Origin of the sequence: Joostella sp. CR20 (assembly GCF_038433465.1) — a bacterium.
Classification (GTDB): Bacteria; Bacteroidota; Bacteroidia; order Flavobacteriales; family Flavobacteriaceae; genus Galbibacter.
Genome location: NZ_JAESVF010000008.1, coordinates 119,657 through 140,497, shown reverse-complemented (window position 1 = coordinate 140,497; position 20,841 = coordinate 119,657). Strand labels below are relative to the sequence as shown.

Annotated in this window: 15 protein-coding genes and 2 tRNA genes; 5 read left to right on the top strand and 12 right to left on the bottom strand. The window is 35.8% G+C overall.

Annotated features, from left to right (window positions below; genetic code table 11):
- The first annotated feature begins 340 nt into the window (after window positions 1-340).
- Window positions 341-1,465, top strand: a complete 1,125-nt coding sequence (gene folK / locus JMA43_RS11260) for a 2-amino-4-hydroxy-6-hydroxymethyldihydropteridine diphosphokinase (RefSeq protein ID WP_342156696.1) — start codon at window positions 341-343, stop codon at window positions 1,463-1,465.
- Between the two features lie 147 nt (window positions 1,466-1,612).
- Here the strand turns inward: folK and JMA43_RS11255 are convergent, their stop codons facing one another.
- Window positions 1,613-2,143 carry an RNA methyltransferase gene (locus tag JMA43_RS11255; RefSeq protein WP_342156695.1) on the bottom strand — a complete coding sequence of 177 codons (531 nt, stop codon included), beginning with the start codon at window positions 2,141-2,143 and terminating at the stop codon, window positions 1,613-1,615.
- A gap of 291 nt (window positions 2,144-2,434) precedes the next feature.
- On the opposite strand from JMA43_RS11255, the gene mutS reads away from it, so the two are divergent.
- The 4 genes from mutS (at window position 2,435) to JMA43_RS11235 (ending at window position 6,532) form a co-directional block, all read left to right on the top strand.
- A complete protein-coding gene (gene mutS / locus JMA43_RS11250) occupies window positions 2,435-5,038 on the top strand; it encodes a DNA mismatch repair protein MutS (RefSeq protein ID WP_342156694.1) in 2,604 nt (867 codons plus the stop codon).
- A 405-nt stretch (window positions 5,039-5,443) separates the two neighbouring features.
- Window positions 5,444-5,516, top strand: a tRNA-Gly gene (locus tag JMA43_RS11245).
- Window positions 5,517-5,577: 61 nt separating this feature from the next.
- A tRNA-Leu gene (locus JMA43_RS11240) sits at window positions 5,578-5,663 on the top strand.
- Between the two features lie 155 nt (window positions 5,664-5,818).
- Window positions 5,819-6,532: a ribonuclease activity regulator RraA gene (locus tag JMA43_RS11235; protein ID WP_342156693.1), complete on the top strand. Its 714-nt coding sequence runs from the start codon at window positions 5,819-5,821 to the stop codon at window positions 6,530-6,532.
- Between the two features lie 2 nt (window positions 6,533-6,534).
- Here the strand turns inward: JMA43_RS11235 and JMA43_RS11230 are convergent, their stop codons facing one another.
- The 11 genes from JMA43_RS11230 to JMA43_RS11180 form a co-directional block, all read right to left on the bottom strand.
- Window positions 6,535-7,203 carry a bifunctional 4-hydroxy-2-oxoglutarate aldolase/2-dehydro-3-deoxy-phosphogluconate aldolase gene (locus JMA43_RS11230; protein WP_342156692.1) on the bottom strand — a complete coding sequence of 223 codons (669 nt, stop codon included), beginning with the start codon at window positions 7,201-7,203 and terminating at the stop codon, window positions 6,535-6,537.
- Window positions 7,204-7,214: 11 nt separating this feature from the next.
- The gene (locus tag JMA43_RS11225) at window positions 7,215-8,237 is read right to left on the bottom strand and encodes a sugar kinase (RefSeq protein ID WP_342156690.1); all 1,023 of its coding nucleotides are present in this window, start codon (window positions 8,235-8,237) and stop codon (window positions 7,215-7,217) included.
- A gap of 22 nt (window positions 8,238-8,259) precedes the next feature.
- Complete coding sequence (locus tag JMA43_RS11220; RefSeq protein WP_342156689.1) at window positions 8,260-9,015, bottom strand: SDR family NAD(P)-dependent oxidoreductase; 756 nt, start codon at window positions 9,013-9,015, stop codon at window positions 8,260-8,262.
- Window positions 9,016-9,038: 23 nt separating this feature from the next.
- Window positions 9,039-10,319, bottom strand: coding sequence for an MFS transporter (locus JMA43_RS11215; protein WP_342156688.1), 1,281 nt, complete (start codon window positions 10,317-10,319; stop codon window positions 9,039-9,041).
- Window positions 10,320-10,480: 161 nt separating this feature from the next.
- Window positions 10,481-11,218, bottom strand: a complete 738-nt coding sequence (locus JMA43_RS11210; RefSeq protein WP_342156687.1) for a FadR/GntR family transcriptional regulator — start codon at window positions 11,216-11,218, stop codon at window positions 10,481-10,483.
- Between the two features lie 212 nt (window positions 11,219-11,430).
- Window positions 11,431-12,378 (bottom strand): polysaccharide lyase family 7 protein, encoded by a 948-nt coding sequence (locus tag JMA43_RS11205; protein WP_342156686.1) that lies wholly within the window; start codon window positions 12,376-12,378, stop codon window positions 11,431-11,433.
- 10 nt (window positions 12,379-12,388) lie between these two features.
- Window positions 12,389-13,258, bottom strand: coding sequence for a PKD domain-containing protein (locus JMA43_RS11200; RefSeq protein WP_342156685.1), 870 nt, complete (start codon window positions 13,256-13,258; stop codon window positions 12,389-12,391).
- Window positions 13,259-13,270: 12 nt separating this feature from the next.
- Window positions 13,271-14,692, bottom strand: coding sequence for a RagB/SusD family nutrient uptake outer membrane protein (locus JMA43_RS11195; RefSeq protein WP_342156684.1), 1,422 nt, complete (start codon window positions 14,690-14,692; stop codon window positions 13,271-13,273).
- Between the two features lie 29 nt (window positions 14,693-14,721).
- The gene (locus tag JMA43_RS11190; RefSeq protein WP_446719406.1) at window positions 14,722-17,778 is read right to left on the bottom strand and encodes a SusC/RagA family TonB-linked outer membrane protein; all 3,057 of its coding nucleotides are present in this window, start codon (window positions 17,776-17,778) and stop codon (window positions 14,722-14,724) included.
- 434 nt (window positions 17,779-18,212) lie between these two features.
- A complete protein-coding gene (locus JMA43_RS11185; RefSeq protein ID WP_342156682.1) occupies window positions 18,213-18,563 on the bottom strand; it encodes a cupin domain-containing protein in 351 nt (116 codons plus the stop codon).
- Window positions 18,564-18,569: 6 nt separating this feature from the next.
- Window positions 18,570-20,837, bottom strand: a complete 2,268-nt coding sequence (locus tag JMA43_RS11180) for an alginate lyase family protein (RefSeq protein ID WP_342156681.1) — start codon at window positions 20,835-20,837, stop codon at window positions 18,570-18,572.
- Window positions 20,838-20,841: the final 4 nt, after the last annotated feature.

The window sequence follows — 20,841 nt, the reverse complement described above, 5'->3', positions numbered from 1 at the left end:
AACAAGTTAGAGCGCACTATAAGTCCCTCTATTTTTTAGAAGACCGTTTTCAATATGGAAACGGTCTTTTTTGTGTTGATTATTGAAGGATTGAAAAATTAAAAGATTTAAAGAAATATAAATGTCATCTCGACGAAAGGAGAGATCTAAAAACTTTCAATCGATTTAACAATTACACAGATTAACAATCATAAAAAAGAGGTTTCTCTTCGGCTATGCCTCATTCGAAATGACGGATTTGCTTCCGATTAACGATAAAAAAAATCAACGATAAAAGAAAACAAAACAATTCAATTATACACATCTTTCGCATATCTTTTCGTTATTTTGTGCCCTCATTATGATTCACTACAAACGTACATATATTTCCGCAGGAAGCAATTTAGGCGACAAGTTTAAAAATCTAAATACAACCGTTCAACTTTTAAACGAAAGTGCCGGGACTGTTATTTCTTGTTCTCCCATTTACCAAACACCACCTTGGGGTTTTGATAGCGACGATTTTTACAATATTTGCATCGGTTTAGACACCCAATTACAACCGCAAGAATTGTTGGATTGCCTGTTGCAGATAGAGCAAAAAATGGGGAGAGTACGCTCTAATTCCAAAGGTTATTCGGCTCGCACCATCGATTTAGACATTCTTTTTTATGAAGATGAAATTATCGACGAACCCGACCTTATTATTCCGCATCCACATTTACAGCTACGTAAGTTTGTTTTGCAACCGTTGGCAGATATCGCTCCGGGAAAAGTTCATCCTATTTTACAAAAAAGTATTGCTGAATTACTCGATTTTTGTGAAGATGAAAGCGAACTTGAAAAAACTAATTTAGAGATTTCAATACTGAAAAAAGACTTTTCAAAATTCAACTTTATTGCCATTGAAGGAAATATTGGCGCCGGAAAAACTACACTTGCTACCAAGATTGCTGAAGAATTTAACGGAAAACTTATCTTGGAACGCTTTGCAGACAATCCGTTTTTACCAAAATTTTACGAAGATAGAAATCGCTATGCTTTTCCGTTGGAAATGTCTTTTTTAGCTGATAGATATCAACAATTTACCGATGACACTGCGCATCCAGATTTGTTTAAAAATTTTATGGTAAGCGATTACGATATCTTTAAATCGCTCATCTTTGCTAAAGTTACCCTTCAAGAAGATGAATTTATACTGTACAGAAAACTCTTTAATTTTATGTACAAAGAAGTTGTAAAGCCCGATGTGTACGTTTATTTACACCAAAACACCGAGCGACTTTTACATAACATAAAAAAACGAGGAAGAAGTTACGAGCAAAGTATCCCGCCAGATTATTTAGAAAAAATAAATAACGGTTATCTCGAATTTATAAAAACACATCCAAACATTAACCCGTTAATCATCGATATTTCGGAATTGGATTTCGTACAAAATAAAAACGACTACCAATTTATTATCGATAAAATACACGATTTTTAGGTCGATTTGTTAAATTTTTAAAAGTTTGTTAGTGTTTTTTTTGGATTTCTCGTTAAGGTTTCCTTAATTCGTAGCATATTTAAAACAAGAAACTAGCTAACTTTACTTAATATACTTACCAGGATTCGACCTTTTCGAATCCTTTTTTTATCTACTAAGCTTAGCAAAAAAGTCCCACACCACTACTCCAACACTTACAGAAATATTGAGTGAATGCTTTGTGCCGTATTGCGGAATTTCAATAACATTATTCGAAGCCGACACCACTTTTTGCTGAACACCTTTCACTTCGTTTCCAAAAATTAAGGCATACTTTTTATCAGAAGAAACCGAAAAATCGTTTAACATCGTTGCGTTATCGGCTTGCTCGATGGCTACAGTTACAACACCTTCAGTATTTAATTTTTCAACCAAGGTTACAGTATCTTCAACATATTCCCACGCAACACTATCGGTAGCGCCAAGTGCAGTTTTATGGATGTCTTTATGTGGCGGTGTAGCCGTAATTCCGCAGAGGTAAATCTTTTCAATTAAAAAAGCATCTGAAGTTCGAAAAACCGAACCTATATTATTTAAACTACGAATATTGTCTAGAACAATAATTATTGGTGTTTTGGTAGCTTCTTTAAATTCTTCTACATTTAATCGGTCGAGCTCGTTGTTCTTTAATTTTCGCATGTTTAATTTTTCGGCAAAAATAGGGAATATTGCTATACAACAAAACCTTAGTCCTAGCCCTGATTGAGCCAACTACCGTGTAGTGGCGAAAGCCTGCCTACCCGTCAGGCAGGTAACGGCAATGGCTAAATACACCATTTTAAAGTGCTTCAAAAAATATTTCATCAAGCAATTTGGAGGTAAATAGTGATTCAAAAGAGAAATTTACGAAAGTTGTTTATAATCAATGGCGGTAAAAATGGCATAAAAGGGTAAAAAATAATACTTTCGCTAAAGAACCTAATTTTTGAAATGGCTACAGCAAAAAAGAAGAAAACAACGCCTTTAATGGCGCAATACAACACGATTAAAGCTAAATATCCTGATGCACTTTTGCTATTTAGGGTGGGCGATTTTTACGAAACTTTTGGAGAAGATGCTGTTGATACTGCCAAAATTTTAGGGATTGTTTTAACGCATCGAAACAACGGAAGCGACCGTACGGAGTTGGCTGGTTTTCCGCATCATTCGTTACATACGTACTTGCCAAAATTAGTAAAGGCGGGAAAACGTGTGGCAATTTGCGACCAATTGGAAGACCCAAAACAAACTAAAACCATTGTAAAACGTGGGGTTACCGAATTAGTGACTCCTGGAGTTGCGCTAAACGACGATATTTTAACTGCAAAATCGAACAACTTTTTAAGTGCTATTTTCTTCGGAAAAAAAATGTTGGGAATTTCATTTTTAGACGTTTCAACAGGGGAGTTTTTAACTGCGGAAGGCGATGAAGAATACATTGCAAAATTATTGCAAAATTTTAGTCCGAGTGAAGTTTTAATTTCCAAGAAAAACAAAGCTGATTTTCTAGCAAGTTTCGGGAAAGAATTCCATACATTCTTTATGGAAGATTGGATTTTTCAAGAAGATTACACCCAAGAAACGCTCAACAACCACTTCCAAACCAAATCGTTAAAAGGTTTTGGTGTGGAACATTTGCAACATGGTATTATTGCTTCTGGAGCGGTATTGCATTACCTTTCGGAAACACAACACAACAAGCTGGAGCACATTACTGCCATTACCAGAATTGCCGAAGAAGAGTATGTGTGGATGGACCGCTTTACCATTCGGAATTTAGAATTATACCAAGCGCCAACAGCCAATTCTGTTACGCTACTCGATATTATCGATAAAACTATTTCTCCAATGGGAGGTCGTTTACTGAAAAGATGGTTGGCACTTCCGCTGAAAAGCATCGATAAAATACAACAGCGCCACCAAATTGTACAACACCTTTTGGAGCATTCGGAGTTACTAGAAAGTTTCCGAAGTCAGATTAAACAAATAAGCGACTTAGAACGATTGATATCGAAAGTTGCTACGGGAAAAATTAACCCCAGAGAAGTAGTTTTACTAAAAAATTCGCTTAACGCCATTGTACCAATAAAAGAAACGGCATCTCAAATTGATAACGATGCCTTAAAAGTTATTGGCGACCGCTTAAATACATGCGATGTGTTGCGAGAACGCATTACGCAAACTATAGCTGAGGAAGCTCCGGTAAACATCAACAAAGGGAATACAATTGCCGATGGTTTTTCGGAAGAATTAGACGAACTTCGAAAGTTAGCATTTTCTGGGAAAGATTACCTCGACAATATGCTAGAGCGCGAAATGAAGCGCACCGGAATTACTTCCCTAAAAATAGCTAGCAACAATGTTTTTGGTTATTATATCGAAGTTAGAAACACGCATAAAGACAAGGTGCCTGCCGAGTGGATTAGAAAGCAAACTCTTGTAAATGCCGAACGTTATATTACTGAAGAACTCAAAGAATACGAAGCTAAAATTTTGGGTGCTGAAGAAAAAATTGCCGTGCTAGAACAACAACTCTACACGCAATTGGTTACTTGGATGCATCAATACATCCAATCGGTGCAAACCAATGCTGTTTTGATTGCTCAACTCGATTGTTTATGTGGTTTTGTCCAATTAGCAAAAGAAAATAACTATACCCTTCCAGAAATTGACAACTCCTACGATTTGGAAATTAAAAACGGAAGGCACCCCGTTATCGAAAAGCAATTACCGCTAGGAGAAAATTATATTGCAAACGATGTTACTTTGAATCGAGATGAGCAACAAATCATCATGATTACTGGTCCGAATATGAGTGGTAAATCGGCTATTTTACGCCAAACCGCACTCATTGTTTTATTAGCGCAAATGGGAAGTTTTGTGCCTGCGGAAAAAGCTCGAATTGGAATTGTAGATAAAATATTTACCCGTGTAGGTGCGAGTGATAATATTTCTTTAGGCGAATCGACTTTTATGGTTGAAATGAATGAAACCGCTTCAATTCTAAACAATGTCTCCGAAAGAAGTTTGATTTTGTTAGATGAAATTGGAAGAGGAACTAGTACTTACGACGGAATTTCAATTGCATGGGCTATTGCCGAGTACATCCATGAACATCCTGGAAAAGCTAAAACTCTTTTTGCTACGCATTACCACGAGCTAAATGAAATGACAGAAACTTTTAAACGAATAAAAAACTACAATGTTTCTGTAAAAGAATTAAAAGACAACGTGTTATTTCTTCGGAAATTGGTTGCTGGAGGAAGCGAACACAGCTTCGGAATTCATGTTGCAAAAATGGCTGGAATGCCACAACAAGTAATTCACAGAGCCAATAAAATATTGAAGAAGCTAGAAAAATCGCATAGCAGTGAAGAGTTAACCGACAACTTAAAAGCATCGCAAAACGAAATGCAATTGAGTTTTTTCAACCTAGACGACCCTCTTTTAGAAAATATAAAGCAGGAAATTATCCATACCGATATTGATACTTTAACGCCAGTTGAAGCTTTAATGAAGTTAAATGAGATAAAAAGAATGCTTGTTAAAAAGTAGTTTTTAAAAAACTTATAATTGAAAGTTATTTTGTTTTTCATTTTTGTCTTGACACAAAAACGAAACAAAAAAGTCAAGACTGATTAAAAAAGTATCAAAAAAATCTACGGAACCATCCTCCACAGATAAAAAGAACTCGCTTCACTCAAACAACTTTTTATCTATCTGCCCACACTGCTTCCTTGATTTTTAAAACTTTTTTAAATAGGTCGTAAGTACAACAAAAAATAATTATTTATGTCAATCAACAATAAATTAGGCAGTTAACAGCTACTGAAAAATAAAATCAATTCTTTTTTCAAAAAAAGCTTTGGTTTTTACAGAAATGTATTAAATTTGCATCCGCAATCAGAGAGATACTGAGCGCACCAAAGACCTAAAGTTCTTTAAAATTTTTAAACGAATGCGAAAATAGCTCAGTTGGTAGAGCGCAACCTTGCCAAGGTTGAGGTCGCGGGTTCGAATCCCGTTTTTCGCTCAATAAAATGAGCGAACAACAAACAAAAATTCAGAATCGTTTTCGCTCTAAATAATATTTCGCTCGAGTGGTGGAATTGGTAGACACGCTGGACTTAAAATCCAGTGGACAGTAATGTCCGTGCGGGTTCAAGTCCCGCCTCGAGTACAAAAACCCTTGTTAATCTTAAGATTTTCAAGGGTTTTTACTTTTTATACACTTTTTTCTGTACGCAATTTCCTTTCTTAAGTTTAAATTATCTTATCTAAACTGGTTAACCAATTTTAAATTCACTAAATTTGAGATTCATTAAACCATCTCAAATGCATACAAATTACAAGGAAATATTTAAAGGCATCAGCACTGCAAGTATTGCTACTGCACTTTTTAAAAGAGGCTTTAAAAATCAATTTATACAAAAAGTAAGACCCTTACACCTTTCTCAGAAACAAATGGTGGGAGAAGCTTATACATTGCGATATATTCCTGCGCGCGAAGATTTGAACACCATTGAAGTTTTTAAAAACCCATCCCATCCACAGCGTGTAGCTGTTGAGGAATGTCCAGAAGGAGCTGTATTGGTTATCGATAGCAGAAAAGATGCAAGAGCAGCCTCTGCAGGTTCGATTTTGGTTACACGCCTCATGAAACGTGGCTGTGCAGGTATCGTGACTGATGGTGGTTTTAGAGATGCTCAAGAAATTAGTCTACTCGACTTCCCTTCATTCCATAAAAGGCCATCTGCTCCAACCAATTTAACTTTACATCAAGCAATTGGTATTAATGAGCCAATCGCTTGTGGAGATGTGGCTGTCTTCCCAAAAGATATTATTGTTGGAGATTACGATGGAGTGATTGTAATTCCGAGAGGAATTGCAAAAGAGATTGCAGAAGAATGCAAAAAGATGGAACTTTTTGAAGCTTTTGTAACAGAACAAGTAAAAAACGGAGCTTCTGTAATTGGCTTATATCCACCAACTAAAGAATCAACTATTGATATGTTTGAGAAGTGGAAACAATCAATTAAAGAATCTTAAACCTAATTTCTAACTTTTTGTATTAGTGCAAGTGTATTGGCTATGGTTTCTGTAATGCCGTTGTAATCATACTGATTACTTTCATCAGTAAAAATTAAATTAGAACCCATTCCCACACAACATACTCCAGCATTAAACCATTCTTTTATGTTGTTTTCTTCCGTAGAAACTCCACCCGTAGGCATGATATTTGTCCACGGTTGCGGACCTTTGATAGCTTTTACAAATTTAGGTCCGTAGATAGCACCTGGAAAAAGCTTGATAATTTCGCATCCCAATTCTTCAGCAGCAGCAATTTCAGTAAGTGTTCCACATCCTGGCATCCACAATACTTTTCGACGATTACAAACTTTTGCAATGTCTTCTCTTAAAACGGGAGTAACTATAAAATTTGCCCCCATTTGCATATATAGAGATGCTGCAGCAGCATCGGTTACAGAACCAACACCCAACAACATTTCGGGTAATTCTCGATGTGCATATTTAACTATTTCTGAAAAAACTTCATGTGCAAAAGCTCCACGAGCAGTAAACTCTATTGCTCTTACTCCTCCGTCAAAACAAGCTTTAACAATTTTCTTAGCAATTTCAGCATCTGAATGATAAAACAAAGGCACCAAACCCTTGTCGGTTATTTGTTTTGCAACATCAAAACGAGCTATGTGTTTCATTCTAAAAATTTTTATCGAGCCACTAGAGCAGCTTCATTCCCATTTATTAATTTTTCTACTTCAGCAATACTCACCAAATTATAATCTCCCGAAATAGAATGCTTTAAACAACAGGCTGCCGCAGCAAAATCTATTGCGTATTGAAAATTATTTGGTTGAGAAATCAATCCGAAAATTAATCCCCCCATAAAAGCATCTCCGCTACCTACTCTATCAACCACGGGGATAACTTCGCGTAATCGGGCAAAATAAGTTTTGTTGGTATCGTAAATAACCCCTCCTATTTTTTGATGAGAAGCATTTACAGAATACCGCAAAGTAGTTGCCATTAATTTAATATTTGGAAAACTATCTAAAAAATAACGATACGCTTCTGGCAAACTGTAATGATTGTTATAATCTGGGTTGATTTTCTCCTTTCCAGTCATTAAACAAGCGGTATCAATATCTCCTAAAACAATATCGCTATATTTTAAAAGATTGGGCATTACTTCGGATGGTGCTACGCCGTAGTTCCAGAGTTTTGCTCTGTAGTTAAGGTCACATGACACCATGATTCCTTTTTCTTTTGCTGCTTTTACAGCTTCTAAGCAAATGTCTGCAGCATTTTGAGATACCCCAGGAGAAATTCCGCTCCAATGAAACCATTGCGCATCATTAAATATTTCATCCCAGTTGATTGTATTTGCGTTGATTGTTCCGAAGGAAGAATCATCTCGATCGTATAAAACACTACTAGCTCTAGAAGAAGCGCCTGTTTCTAAGTAGTACACTCCCAGGCGCTTTCCATTTTTTATAATACAATTTGTTCCTACGTTTTTCTTTCGAACTTCTTCCAAAGCTCTTGCCCCCAATTCATTATCGGGAACCGCGGTAACAAATTCGGTTGGAATATTAAAATTTGAAAGTGAAACTGCAACATTAAATTCGCTTCCGCCGTAAGTTGCCAAAAAAGAATTTGCTTGAGAAAACCTAAGGTGTCTTTCGGTTGATAACCTCAGCATGATTTCTCCAAATGTTACGACTTTCTTCATTATTATTTTTTTATAAATTGAATTAACTAAATGCTAATCCACCGTTAATATCCACATTATTTCCAGTTAAAAAAGATGCCTCATCTGAAGCTAAATACGCCACTAAATCGGCTACTTCATTCGCTTCACCTTCTCTTCTTAACGGAGTACCAGCAGCTACTTTACTTCTAACCTCATCTTTTGTAAAGTCGTCGTGAAATTTAGTAGCAATCATCCCTGGAGAAAGTGCATTCACACGAATTCCTTGTGGTCCAAACTCTTTTGCTAAAGATCTTGTATAAGTCATTACTGCTCCTTTAGAAGCCGCGTATAAAGATGCTCCAGGCCCTCCACCATCGCGAGCTGCCTGCGAAGAAAAGTTAATTACAGATCCTCCTTTATTTAGCATTGGTTTAAAGGCTTTGGTTACCAAGAAAACCGATTTAAAGTTAACATCCATCAGTAAATTATAAAAATCTACATCCATTTCTTCAATAGTTTTTCTTGCGAAAAGTCCACCTGCAACATTCACTAAAATATCCACCTTATCTCCAAATGCGTTTTTAGTTTCAGCAACCAAATTATCGATATCTTCTTGTTTAGTAGCATCTGCATAAACACTTATTGCTTCTCCTCCTAAACTTTTTATTTCGTTCACGGTAGCTTCGGCTCCTTTTTCGTCGTCAAAATAATTTACAACTACTTTAGCTCCTTCTTTTGCTAATTTAATAGAGATTGCTTGTCCGATATCTCTAGCTCCACCAGTTACTACGGCTACTTTTCCTTCTAATTTTTTCATTTTTTATTAATTTATTTTATGTATTAATTTTCTAATTCTACAGGTTTGATTTTAGGGATCAGCACATATAAAGACACAACAGCGAGGGGCGCCAAAACAGCTATTAGAATAAATGCTGGCGTGTATGATTCAACTGTTATTTTAGGAATAAGCCAGTTCATTATAATTACTGAAACTGCAGCAATAGTTCCCGCTAAACCTGCTAATGTTCCTACAGATGGACCACTAAATAAATCACTTGAAATTGTTTGAATATTTCCAATTGCAAACTGAAAACCAAAAAGCACTACTCCTACGATATAGATAAACATCATTGGGTCGTTCCCTTTTACTAAAAGAATTATACCGAGTAACCCTAAAAATATAAGTGATGCACCTATGGTAATTACTATTTTTCTTGCAGTATCTACAGTTTTAGTTTGCATCAATTTACCACAAAACCATCCACCGAGGATACTTCCGGCCATTCCTCCTAAATATGAAATCCAAAGAGTTGCTCCAATTTGTTCAATACTAAACCCATATTTAGAGTTTAAGTAAATTGGCATCCACCCAACAAAAAGCCACCAAATAGGCTCAATAAAAAATCGGGTTACTAGTACTCCCCAAGCTTCTTTAAATTTTAAAATTTGTGCTACGGAAAGTCCTTTTTCTTTGGAGTTATTTACTGCTGAAGTTTTTTTAATTCTATCATTTAAAATAAGTGCACGTTCTTCTTCTGTAATCCATGAATGATTTTCTGGAGTAGTTTTATTTACAAACAGCCATGGAATAACCCACAACAAACCAATTCCTCCTAAAATGATAAAGGTTGTTCTCCAACCAAATGAACTGTAAAGAACAGCTATAAAAGCTGGCGCAATAACACTCCCTAACGATGCACCTGCGTTAAAAATTCCTTGAGCGATAGCTCTTTCTTTCACAGGGAACCACTCGCCATTACTTTTAACAGCTCCAGGCCAATTTCCTGCTTCTCCAAGTCCTAAAAAACCACGCACTATTGACAGTGAAACTAAACCTCTTGCAAATGCGTGAAATACAGCAGATAAAGACCAAACTACGATAGAAACCGTAAACCCTAATCGGGTGCCTATTTGGTCATATAATTTTCCCGATAAAAATTTCCCGGCTGCATAAGTTACCATAAACACGTTAAGCATCACGGCATAATCTGCTTCATCCATGCCTAGATCTTTCCCCATCTCTGGCCACATCACACCAAAAGCAGTTCGGTCGACATAATTAATTACTGTCGCTAAGCCAATTAAGGCAATAATCCACCATCTAAGTCCTTTAATTTTCATGTGTAGGTTTGTTAGTTTATTTTTTAAAATAAGGCAATAGTAATTTAGCGCTCTAATTGCACAACAATTAGGCTTCTACAAATGCTTATTAAATTTTTAAGGAAAGAAAAGTGCTATACACTAAAATTCCTTATTAAGTAATCAATGTTTAAATTTTATTATTATCGAGATTGTGCGATCCCTTTATTCTCATTAATATCTATATTATAACAGTATTGATACAAACTTCTAAAATGAACTTTCATTTTCTCCTTAGCAGCTTGAGGGTCTTTATTTTTAATTGCTTCGTAAATATCGGTATGTTCTTGAATTCCAAGAAGTGCCTGATTATCATCACACACATGATACTTTTCGAAATTGGTGATAATCTCTGGAGTGATTATCAGCATAAATGTATTCATCGTTCTGTTACCGCTTGCCTTTGCGATTGCTAAATGAAAAAGCAAATCTTCTTGAACAGCATCTTCTCCATTAAGCACCTTCTTTTTATATGCATCGAGTGCTTCTTTCATGTTTTTAAGTTGCGATTCGGTACGGCGAAGTGCAGCCAATTTTACTGTTTTAAGTTCTAATAAAATTCGAGTTTCTACGAGCGATTTAAAATCGGGGTTGTCTAAACTCACAATATCAGAAATCATTCCGTTTAAAGCTATTATTCCAATGTTTGCAACGAAGGTTCCGCTTTGTGGAATCGATTTTAACAATCCATAAAATTCTAATGTTTGTATAGCCTCACGTAGATTGTTTCGACTAACTCCAAATTTTTCAGCTAACATTCGCTCTGATGGCAATTTATCCCCTGGTTCTAGATTTTTATAATTAATTAGCTCTCTAATTTTAGAAATTATCTCATTCCTAACATCTTGATTTTCAATTTTATTTAAAGCTTCTATTTTCATTACAAAGGCGGTATATATAAACCTTACAATTGGTTAACCAGTTTGGTTTATCAAATTTATAAAATTTATGTTTAACAAAAAAACTCAAAACGTTAGTATTTATAAACTATTTCCTCATTAAAAGACATCTGCCAGATGATATCGAATTACAAAAGGTTTCTGGCAGATATCAAAGCACTAACTAAAACAACTCATCTAACAACTGTAAACAATTAATGAGTAACTTTTAAATCGAAAAAATTCACTTTTGCAAAAGCACCTTCGTCTCTTGTTTGCAAATAATTTCCTGCCTTGAAGTAGTTTTCAAAAACACTCCAACGTTTTATACTTAAATTATCATATGTAACATATTCGTTATTGTTTAGGGAAACAACCATTTTTCCGTCGGAAACATCTATTTCGACAGTAAATTTTTTAAATCCTACTTCTTCTTTAAAAGAATAACCTTCGTCGTCGCCCCATGCTTCTTCATGTAAAATCCCTTCTGAAGAAACACCATCGTACTTAAGCACCTTAGTCTTTACACGAATCTTCCCTTTATCCCAGTAAATCTTTAAAATTGGTGGTGCATTGTTATCTTTTTGTCCGATAAGCGCTTTTTGTTCATTGGTTAACCTACCGTGTATCTGAAGTATAATCACTTTATGATATTTTCCATCTTCATCTTTAGACACATCGCCCATTGCAATTTTAGCCTTTAAATTTCCCCCGTCTTTAAAAGTCCAATTTACATTATCATTACCAGGCTCCATTTGTTCACGGAGTTCTGATCGTGAATATTTGGTGTTTGCTGTGGTAGCATTGCTCGGGTATGCATAAAAAGTTAGCGCTCCAATTAAAGAGTCGTTATACATATACGGCTTTAAGGTTTCGTTTGTTGCATAATCAAGAATTGCAGGTGGTTCTACACTTATAGCTCCCCCTTTCCCTTCACCTTCAGGAATGGTTACTTTCCAATGACTCAAATCTATCTTTGGGAGTTTGTATCTTTTTTTTCTTGCTGAAGAAACCAACGCAGTATCTTCATTTTTATTTAAAGATGCAAACAACAAATGCTTAGAAGTCACAGATGCTTGTGCTGTTAATGTTGGTACTGAAGAAAAAATCAGTACCAACATAAAAGCTAAACAAAGCAATTTATAATTTTTCTTTATTAACATTTGCATCGCATTAACCAGCTGGAACAATTGAAACATCATCGATATACGAATCTTTAGCATTGGCTTCTCCTGCTTCAAATAGCATAGAAATTTCTCCGCTTGCTCCTGTTTCAAATTCAATAATAATAGCATTAAAGTTTCCTTTTCCACCATTTACAGTTCCTTCACTTGAACCCAAAATTGTAGCACTTGCAAATTCATCATAGTTTTCTAAAGCCCCATCAATAATACTTGCTTTTACACTATCTCCATCTTCTTGAATGGCGTAATACAGTGTAAACACATATTTTGTATTTGGTGAAACTGTAACCGCTTGGTAAGTTACACGGGCATCGTTAGAAGCTGCTGCTGGATATTTTGCTCCTCTAGTTCCGTTTCTACCATCGGAAGTGGTTTGGTGGATTTTACCTCCAGAAATTCGCCAGCAATCTCTACTATCTCCAGTACCACAAACATCGTTTCCATCTTCAAAATCGGCTGCGCCAATTGCTGGTGTTATTGCTTGCGGAACTTCTGGTTCTACCACAACAATTTCTTCTGAATAGGTGCTTGTTTTTCCTAATTTATCAGATGCAGTTAAGGTTACAGTATAAGTTCCTTCCGCAGGAAAAGTATTGGTAGCATCTAGGTCTGTAGAAGTATTCCCGTCTCCAAAATCCCATTGAAAATCGGTAGCACTTGATGATAGGTTTGCAAAATTGTAAAGCAGATAATCTGTTTCATTTTGCGAGGCTGCAAATAAAGCTTGCGGTGGCGTAAGGTCTTCAATCGAACCCTCTTCTGGCAAGTCTTCATTTAAATCACAGGCTACAACGGAAACCATGGTTAATACAAAAGCTATTAACTTAATTAGTTTTTTATATATGTTTATTGTTTTCATTTTTTCTAAATTTTAGTATCCAGGATTTTGCGTCATTAAACCATTACTCAAATTGATTTCTCTTTGAGGAATAGGCAGTAATAAATCTGTTGCACTGAAGCCATATCCATTATCATCTGAATATTTGGACAACACTTCTTGTGCTACACCAAAACGAACAAGGTCGAAAAATCTATGATTTTCGAAAGCCAGTTCCACACGTCTTTCATCTAGTAAATCTTGTTTTGTGATAGAAGTTACAGGTGTTGTGATACCTGCTCTGTTTCTTACTTTTTGGAAAGAATTTAACGCAGCTGTTGCAGAGGTTTCTTGCCCTCCAGCCATAATAGCTTCTACATGCATCAATAACACATCGGCATAGCGAAGAACAATCCAATCGTTTCCTGCCAATTCTGGATTATTGGAAGTAGCTTGGATTCCTAAATTATCATCGCCATTTGGCAGATATTTCACAACTTGATATTGCGTTGGCTGTGCCGCATCTTGGCGATAAGAATACACTGTTCTGTCTCCTCCAAATTCATCGAGTGCAGCTCTTGCTTCCGTAGTAACGTAATTCATTCCACTGGTTCTTCCTACAGAATTAAGCCATTCCGCAGAAATATTTTGACTATCAGAAACAAGGTCTGAAGTATAACCTACGGCAAAAATCACCTCATCATTCCCTTCAGTATAAAAAACATCTTGAAAGTTTGGCTCTAAATCATAACCACTGTTCATTACAGATTCTAAGAGTGTTTGTGCCTCACCGTAGTTTGTCCCCAACGTTAAATATACTTTTGCTAGCAAGGTTTGAGCAGCCGCTTTTGAAGCTCTATTTTTATAGTTGTTGTTCAAGTTTGCAATTGCTACCTCAAGATCGCTAATAATTAAATCGTACACTTGGTCTTTGGCTACGCGTGTATAAGCTGTTTCTTTATCTGAAGGACCTATTACACGGTCGATTAACGGGATGTCTCCAAAAAGTCTAACTAAATTGAAATACGCATAAGCGCGTACAAATTTAGCTTCGCCTTCGAAGGCTCCTGCTTTGGCAGCAGAGGCTGCATCTAGGTTTTGAAGCACCAAATTTGCTCTATAAATTATTTCGTAAAAACTGATGTAGTAATTGGCAACAATTCCGTTACTGGCTGTTACAGTATAATTTTCGAACTGAGCAGCCTCTCCTTCACCCGATTTGGTACGCGTATTATCGCTTCGCATTTCGGTGATATAGTATTCTCTTTGAACACTAAAATTATCGTCAAGGTCATTTGAATTTACACCTTGAATAGCATCATACATTCCTATAATTCCGCTTTCTATTTGCTCGTCGTTTTCAAAATAAGCATCAGAAGTTACAGCAGATTCTGGAACTGGATCTAAAAAATCGTCTCCACAAGACCACGCGAATCCTGCTAAAAGTACAATTCCTATATATTTATATATTTTCATTTTTAAGTAATTTAGTCAGTTAAAATCTTTTAAAACTCAGCATTTAACCCCAACGAAATGGTTCTTGCGATAGGCGAACCTGCTCTTTGATAACCGTAGGTTGTTGGAGAAGTTTCGTAAATCGATTCTGGATTAAACCCTGTATAACCGTCTGCAGTAAAGTACAGTAAGTTTTGCCCTGCCACATAAAGTCTCAAATTAGAAAGACCTATATTTTGAGTAACATCTTTTGGGAAATTAAACCCAACATTTACTGTTCTTAAAGCAACGTACGAAGCATCTTGAACGATAGAGTTTGTAAAGATTTTCTCTCGTATAAACTCTTGATTTGGAGTAATTGACGGATCAAAATCTTGTCCGCTATTAAAATGGTTAAACAAGTATTGGTCTCCCATATTACGAACTTCGGCACCGTGACTTCCTTGAAATAAGAAACTTACATCAAGGTTACCAATTTGGAAATCGTTGGTAACACTCCAAACCAAATCTGGGTATGGGCTTCCTAATATTGTTTTATCATCATCATCAATTAGTCCATCGCCGTTAAGGTCTTTTACGTACACATCTTGCGCTTGCCCACCTACAGGCCAAAAAGGTTGTTGTAAATATTCCAACGGAACTTGATCGTCGACTACCCATCCGTAGAAAGAAGAAATTGGTTGCCCTTCTAAATTAATCCACTCTGCAGCTCTTTTATCATCTACAAATTGAATTTGACCATTAGAGTCTGCAAAGTCAGTTAACTCATTATCATTCATCGAAGCCAAGAAAGTTGTTGTCCATTTAAAATTTTGATTTGAAATGTTACGTGTTCTAAGCTCAAATTCAAAACCACTATTAACAACTTCTCCGATGTTTACCAACGCACTTCTAAATCCTGTTGTTGACGATACTGGATTGTCTAAAAGTAATTGATCGCTGGTACGGTTGTAATAATCTACAGAACCTGTGATTCTATTTCTAAAGAATCCATAATCTAGCCCTAGGTTGATTTCTTTTGAACGCTCCCATTGTAAATCTGGATTTGCAATATTCAATGCAATGTAAGCCGACTCTAAACTTCCTTCGATAGTTGCTGAAGAAGGCCCAAGCAGTGACAACGCTGGGTATAAATCGATAATATCGTTCCCTGTATTTAAATCTTTATTACCTGTATAACCGTAACTTACTCTTAACTTTAAATTGCTAATTGCATCGCTATTGATTAAAAAATTTTCTTGTGAAATACGCCAACCTGCAGATACTGCTGGGAAATTCCCGTATTTAGAATCCATTCCAAAAACCGAACTTCCATCTCTACGGAAACTTGCAGAAAACAAATATTTATCATCAAAAGCATAGTTAAGACGCCCAAAATACGATTGGAAACGCTCTGCATAAATCCAAGAATCGAGTTCTGAAAGTACTGTTGCAGCTGTTAACGTTTGTATTAAATCTGAAGTATATCCTGTTCCTAAAGAACTATTTCCTTCGTAATCCCATTTTTCTGCTGAAAAACCAGCTACAGCCTCAACGTCGTGCTTTCCGAAGGTTCTATCATACGTAAAATAATTTTCGGTAGCTATATGAATTCTATTTTCATCTGAAACTTCATAACTCGCATCGGCAGCACCGTTTCTACTCGATAAAACCCCTTGCCAACGATCTCTCCTTGTATCTTGATAATCTCCAGAAAGTGTTGCCTTAAACTTTAATCCCTTAGCAATTTTGTATTCTCCGTAGAAACTTCCAAACAATTTAAATTTATAATCATTCTGGTCTCTTTCCAAAACTTTTGCTCCTGGATTGGTGTTCGACGTATCACTAATATCGATTAAGCTACTACCATCTCCATAATAATCGTAATTATCAAAATGACGTTGTACTGCATAATCGCCTATTTGCACATCTGGGTAAACATTTCTATCTACATACTGAATTGTGTTTTCGTCATGGTACAAAGGCAACCATGGCGGCTGACGTAAAATATCGTGTGTAGAGCCATCAAAACGTCTTGTATTGGTGTACGAAGGTGCTAGGTTTCCACCAAAACTAAAACGCTCTCCAACTTTTGTATCAATTTTTAAACGTGCATTGTAACGCTTGTAATCATCTGTTAACAACACACCCTCGTCGTGTAAATATCCGAAAGAAACACTGAACTTTGTAGTTTCATTTCCTCCACGAGCACTTACTTCATGACTTTCAATTTTCCCTCCATCAAAAATGATATCTTGCCAATCTTGATCGATTCCTATTTTTTGTAAATACTTTGTTCTATCGGAAAGTGTTCCTGCAAAAGCTAATTCAGCAGCAGCTGTTTCGGCTACCGAAAAATAGTAAGCATCGCTCTGCTTTGCAGATTTTAACCCCGTATAACCTTGATAACTAAATACTGTTTTACCAGACTTTCCTTGTTTGGTAGTAATTAAAATAACTCCATTTCCTCCACGAGAACCATAAATAGCAGCAGAAGCAGCATCTTTTAATACATCAAACGACTCTACCTCGCTCATGTCTAAACTTCCTAAAAAGTCATTATCAACCACTAATCCATCTACTACAATTAACGGATCTGAACTTCCAGTTAACGACCCTGTACCTCTAATTCTAATGGTTGGTGCAGACCCAGCCTCGGCTTCAGTAGCTTGTATATTTACCCCAGCTACTTGTCCAACCAAAGCATCATCTACCCTAGATGTTGGTATTTGATCGAGCGCTTCATTGGTTACTTTAGAAATCGCTCCAGTTAAGCTTGTTTTCTTTTGCGTTCCATACCCTACAACAACCACCTCATCGAGTTCTTCAAGGTCTTGCTCGAGCGCAATATCTATAGTCTGTTGGTCAGAAACTGTTATTGTTTGTTCGGTAAAACCGATAAAGCTATACGAAACTTTATCCCCTTTAGTTACCGAAATTGAGTAGTTCCCGTCAAAATCGGTAACAACTCCTTTATTACTATTGGCTACAAGCACATTTACTCCTGGAATTGGCACTCCGTCGGATTTGGCTGTAACCGTACCACTTAGCATAAATGTATCTTGCGCAATACCCGAATATTGACACAAAATAAGCATTATAAATATGGTTAAAAACCTGATTTTCATAAGTTTAAAATCTTTAAGTTAGTTTGAATTTTTACATAGAATTTCTAGAGGTATAAAATACCTCGATGGCTATTTACTTAAATGTAATTGTTGAGTTAGCTTTTTTGAAGTTACTTATGAAAAAAATGTATCTTTGTAACTTCTAATTACTTATTAAGTAATTACATGTTTAAATTTTACTTCTTTTTAGAAGTTGATTTTCAAAAAAGGATAGGTGTGCGCCTGTCCTTTTTTTTGTACTATTTCACAAAATGTTTCATACTAAATTTGTTTTATAATTTCTATTCGTTTTAATTGGTTTACCAAATTGGTTTACCAAATATATATTATTTAAATGTTAACTAAAAATGTTTTTATCAAAAACTTATGTCTAAAAATGATATTTTAACAAAATAGAGCTGCATTTTTAAACACATAAGCAAAAACAGCTAGTTTTAACTCATAAAATCTTCTCGAATAGGACTAAAAACATCTATCAACACACCTTCTTCTACACAAATGGCTCCATGCATTTCATGCGGTGGAATATAAAAAGAGTCGCCAGCTTCCATTAATTTGGTTTCTCCTTCAATTGTTAACTCAAATTTTCCGCTCACTACATAGGTTACTTGAGAGTGGTAATGCTCGTGCATACTCCCAATGCCTCCTTTGTCAAAATGAACTTTAACAAGCATTATTTTATCGTCGTACCCCATTATTTTTCTTTTTACACCTGGCGCAACTTCTTCCCATTCTAATGAAGCTCCTTTGATAAATTTTTCACTAGTTCCGAATGATTTTTCCATTTTTTTTTATTTTTTCTGATTATTTATAAAATGATAAGGTCCAGACCATGTGTAGGTCTTTCCATGTACATTTAAATTATGTATTTTATCTTCTGAAGTATTTGCATTCGCAATGAATAAAATAAGGTTTTGCTGAAGGTATTCAACCTCAACCACAGTATACTGCTCATCACTTTGCAATACATTTATTTGTTCTACTTGACTAAAAGCATTTTTTGCATTTTCGGTGACAGGGCTATAACTTCCATGTTTTTCGACTACTGATACAAAAGTAGTTTTATCGGTATTTTTTCTTCTTAAAATAACAGCTGGGTCTCTACGCAAATTAAAATTGGCATCGTTTGCTCCTAGTCGTGTAAATAAAAGTTCATCGCCACTTTCTGCAGTTGTGGTTAGCGAATAAAAACATCCGCTTAGCAACCATGTTAATTGTGCGATTTCCTTTGAAACAGTACCCCAAGCTTCTTTATATAAATGCTGGTATCCATCTGAAGTTCCAAGTGCTGAAAGTGTGTTACTAGTATTCAAATCGACATTAGTACTTATGACCTGCCCTGTAAAATGATACGGTAAGTCATACTGATGTTTTGTTTGAGCTTCAACTCTAAATACATCAATCAAAATTGGATTTTCAAACGCTTCAAGAGTTACTAACGCGAGTGTTCTATGTAGCAAAGTTCCTTTATAAGCGTTACTATCTACAGCGCTCGCTATTTGTATGTTTTTGTTTTTAAAGTCTGAAAAATATTTAGACGAATGGTGTTGACTCCCTATTTTATACTCCCCATTAAAATGCGACTTTTCATCTTGAACAATAGTATTGTGTGCAATGGTTTGTTTTGCCCAAGTGGTGTTCTCTTTTAAATATCCGCCACCATTTTTCTGGTCGATATTTACAAAGCGTGCCAATCCGTAATCTTGAAGCACTTCAGTAGCTCCATCATACATTGAAAATGAAAGTTTGTCGTAATGTCCATGACTTCCTCCGTGTGATGAATATTTAAAAACAACATCCAAAGGAATAGCTGAAGCTGAAGAACGCAACACCGTAATACCACCTTGATTTCCGTTTGTGCCATCTTGAATTTCAAAAGAATTTCTTGGAATTGATTTCTCAAAATCTCCTCTACTTACTGCTTGAGCTACTGCAAGTCCGGCATCGTTGAGCGTAACTGCTTGTTGCTTTTCAGCAATTGCCAATAAAGAAGAGTTTTTAGCCCCATAAAAATAAGCGATATCTACAGCACTTATTAACGAACTCGAATAATAAGACATTCCTTTTTGAGCATCATTAAGCGGATAAAAATTCCCTTCAACATCAGTTAAATCTACCAAAGTGTTTACGGCCTTTATCAGCACACTATCTTTAAACTGAAAAATATCCTTTTTATACCCAGTGTTATAGAGTCCTTCAGCAAAAATCATAAACGGATACATGGCGTAACGCTGATAATAAGGCCCTTCGGTATAATATCCTGAAGGAGAAAATGCATCTTCTAAATTTGCTAAAAAACCTGCCTTTCCTTCAGCATCAAAAATAAAACCTCCGTCGTTGTCTTTTTCTGTTAAATCAAGCGAAGACGTTTTCATGCCATATAAAGCTCTATTGACAAGCGTTGTATCTCGCATTGCCAACCCAATCATTCCAACGGCTGCATTTCCCCACGTGCTATGATTATGAATTCGGTTAAAAAACTTAGGGTTTTCAAGGGATAAAAAATCTGCAAAAGGGATAAAAAGTTCTTGTTCTAAATAGTTTCTTTCTTCTGCTGAAAGAAAATCATAAATAGCATCGTACGCCTGACTAACATACACCAACCAATTGGCATCGTTTAAGCATTGCCAAAAAAGTTTTCCACGCGCATACGAACGTTCTTCTGGATGCAAGGGTAATGTTTTATACATTTTGGCGTATGCATCCAACATATTTTTTATATAAGTTGCGTACTTTTTATCACCCAAAATTTGATACAAACTTCCTGCCTTTTGAAGCACAAAAAAGTTTTGTTTATGCCTTTCATGTGTATAGCCACCCGCCATGTCTTTAGGGATTGGCACTTCTATTCCAGACATTATTTCTTTATCAACTTGATGTTTTACTTCTGCTAAAGTTTCATCAAATAACGGAACACTGCCCAAATTCTTTTTAATAGAAGCTACACCCTGTTCTGTTAAGGTTAAACTCGGATGTGTATTTGTTGTAAATTGAGCCGAAACCACTGCGGAAACACCAAAGAAAAACAAAAGAGAAAGTATTTTACTGAATGATTTCATAAAA

Excerpts from the sequence above, each read along its gene's own strand:
- JMA43_RS11180 (WP_342156681.1), bottom strand. The coding sequence starts at position 20,837 with ATGAAATCATTCAGTAAAATACTTTCTCTTTTGTTTTTCTTTGGTGTT.
- JMA43_RS11185 (WP_342156682.1), bottom strand. The coding sequence starts at position 18,563 with ATGGAAAAATCATTCGGAACTAGTGAAAAATTTATCAAAGGAGCTTCA.
- JMA43_RS11235 (WP_342156693.1), top strand. The coding sequence starts at position 5,819 with ATGCATACAAATTACAAGGAAATATTTAAAGGCATCAGCACTGCAAGT.
- JMA43_RS11195 (WP_342156684.1), bottom strand. The coding sequence starts at position 14,692 with ATGAAAATATATAAATATATAGGAATTGTACTTTTAGCAGGATTCGCG.
- JMA43_RS11215 (WP_342156688.1), bottom strand. The coding sequence starts at position 10,319 with ATGAAAATTAAAGGACTTAGATGGTGGATTATTGCCTTAATTGGCTTA.
- JMA43_RS11220 (WP_342156689.1), bottom strand. The coding sequence starts at position 9,015 with ATGAAAAAATTAGAAGGAAAAGTAGCCGTAGTAACTGGTGGAGCTAGA.
- JMA43_RS11210 (WP_342156687.1), bottom strand. The coding sequence starts at position 11,218 with ATGAAAATAGAAGCTTTAAATAAAATTGAAAATCAAGATGTTAGGAAT.
- JMA43_RS11225 (WP_342156690.1), bottom strand. The coding sequence starts at position 8,237 with ATGAAGAAAGTCGTAACATTTGGAGAAATCATGCTGAGGTTATCAACC.
- folK (WP_342156696.1), top strand. The coding sequence starts at position 341 with ATGATTCACTACAAACGTACATATATTTCCGCAGGAAGCAATTTAGGC.
- JMA43_RS11205 (WP_342156686.1), bottom strand. The coding sequence starts at position 12,378 with ATGTTAATAAAGAAAAATTATAAATTGCTTTGTTTAGCTTTTATGTTG.
- JMA43_RS11200 (WP_342156685.1), bottom strand. The coding sequence starts at position 13,258 with ATGAAAACAATAAACATATATAAAAAACTAATTAAGTTAATAGCTTTT.
- JMA43_RS11190 (WP_446719406.1), bottom strand. The coding sequence starts at position 17,778 with ATGAAAATCAGGTTTTTAACCATATTTATAATGCTTATTTTGTGTCAA.
- JMA43_RS11230 (WP_342156692.1), bottom strand. The coding sequence starts at position 7,203 with ATGAAACACATAGCTCGTTTTGATGTTGCAAAACAAATAACCGACAAG.
- mutS (WP_342156694.1), top strand. The coding sequence starts at position 2,435 with ATGGCTACAGCAAAAAAGAAGAAAACAACGCCTTTAATGGCGCAATAC.
- JMA43_RS11255 (WP_342156695.1), bottom strand. The coding sequence starts at position 2,143 with ATGCGAAAATTAAAGAACAACGAGCTCGACCGATTAAATGTAGAAGAA.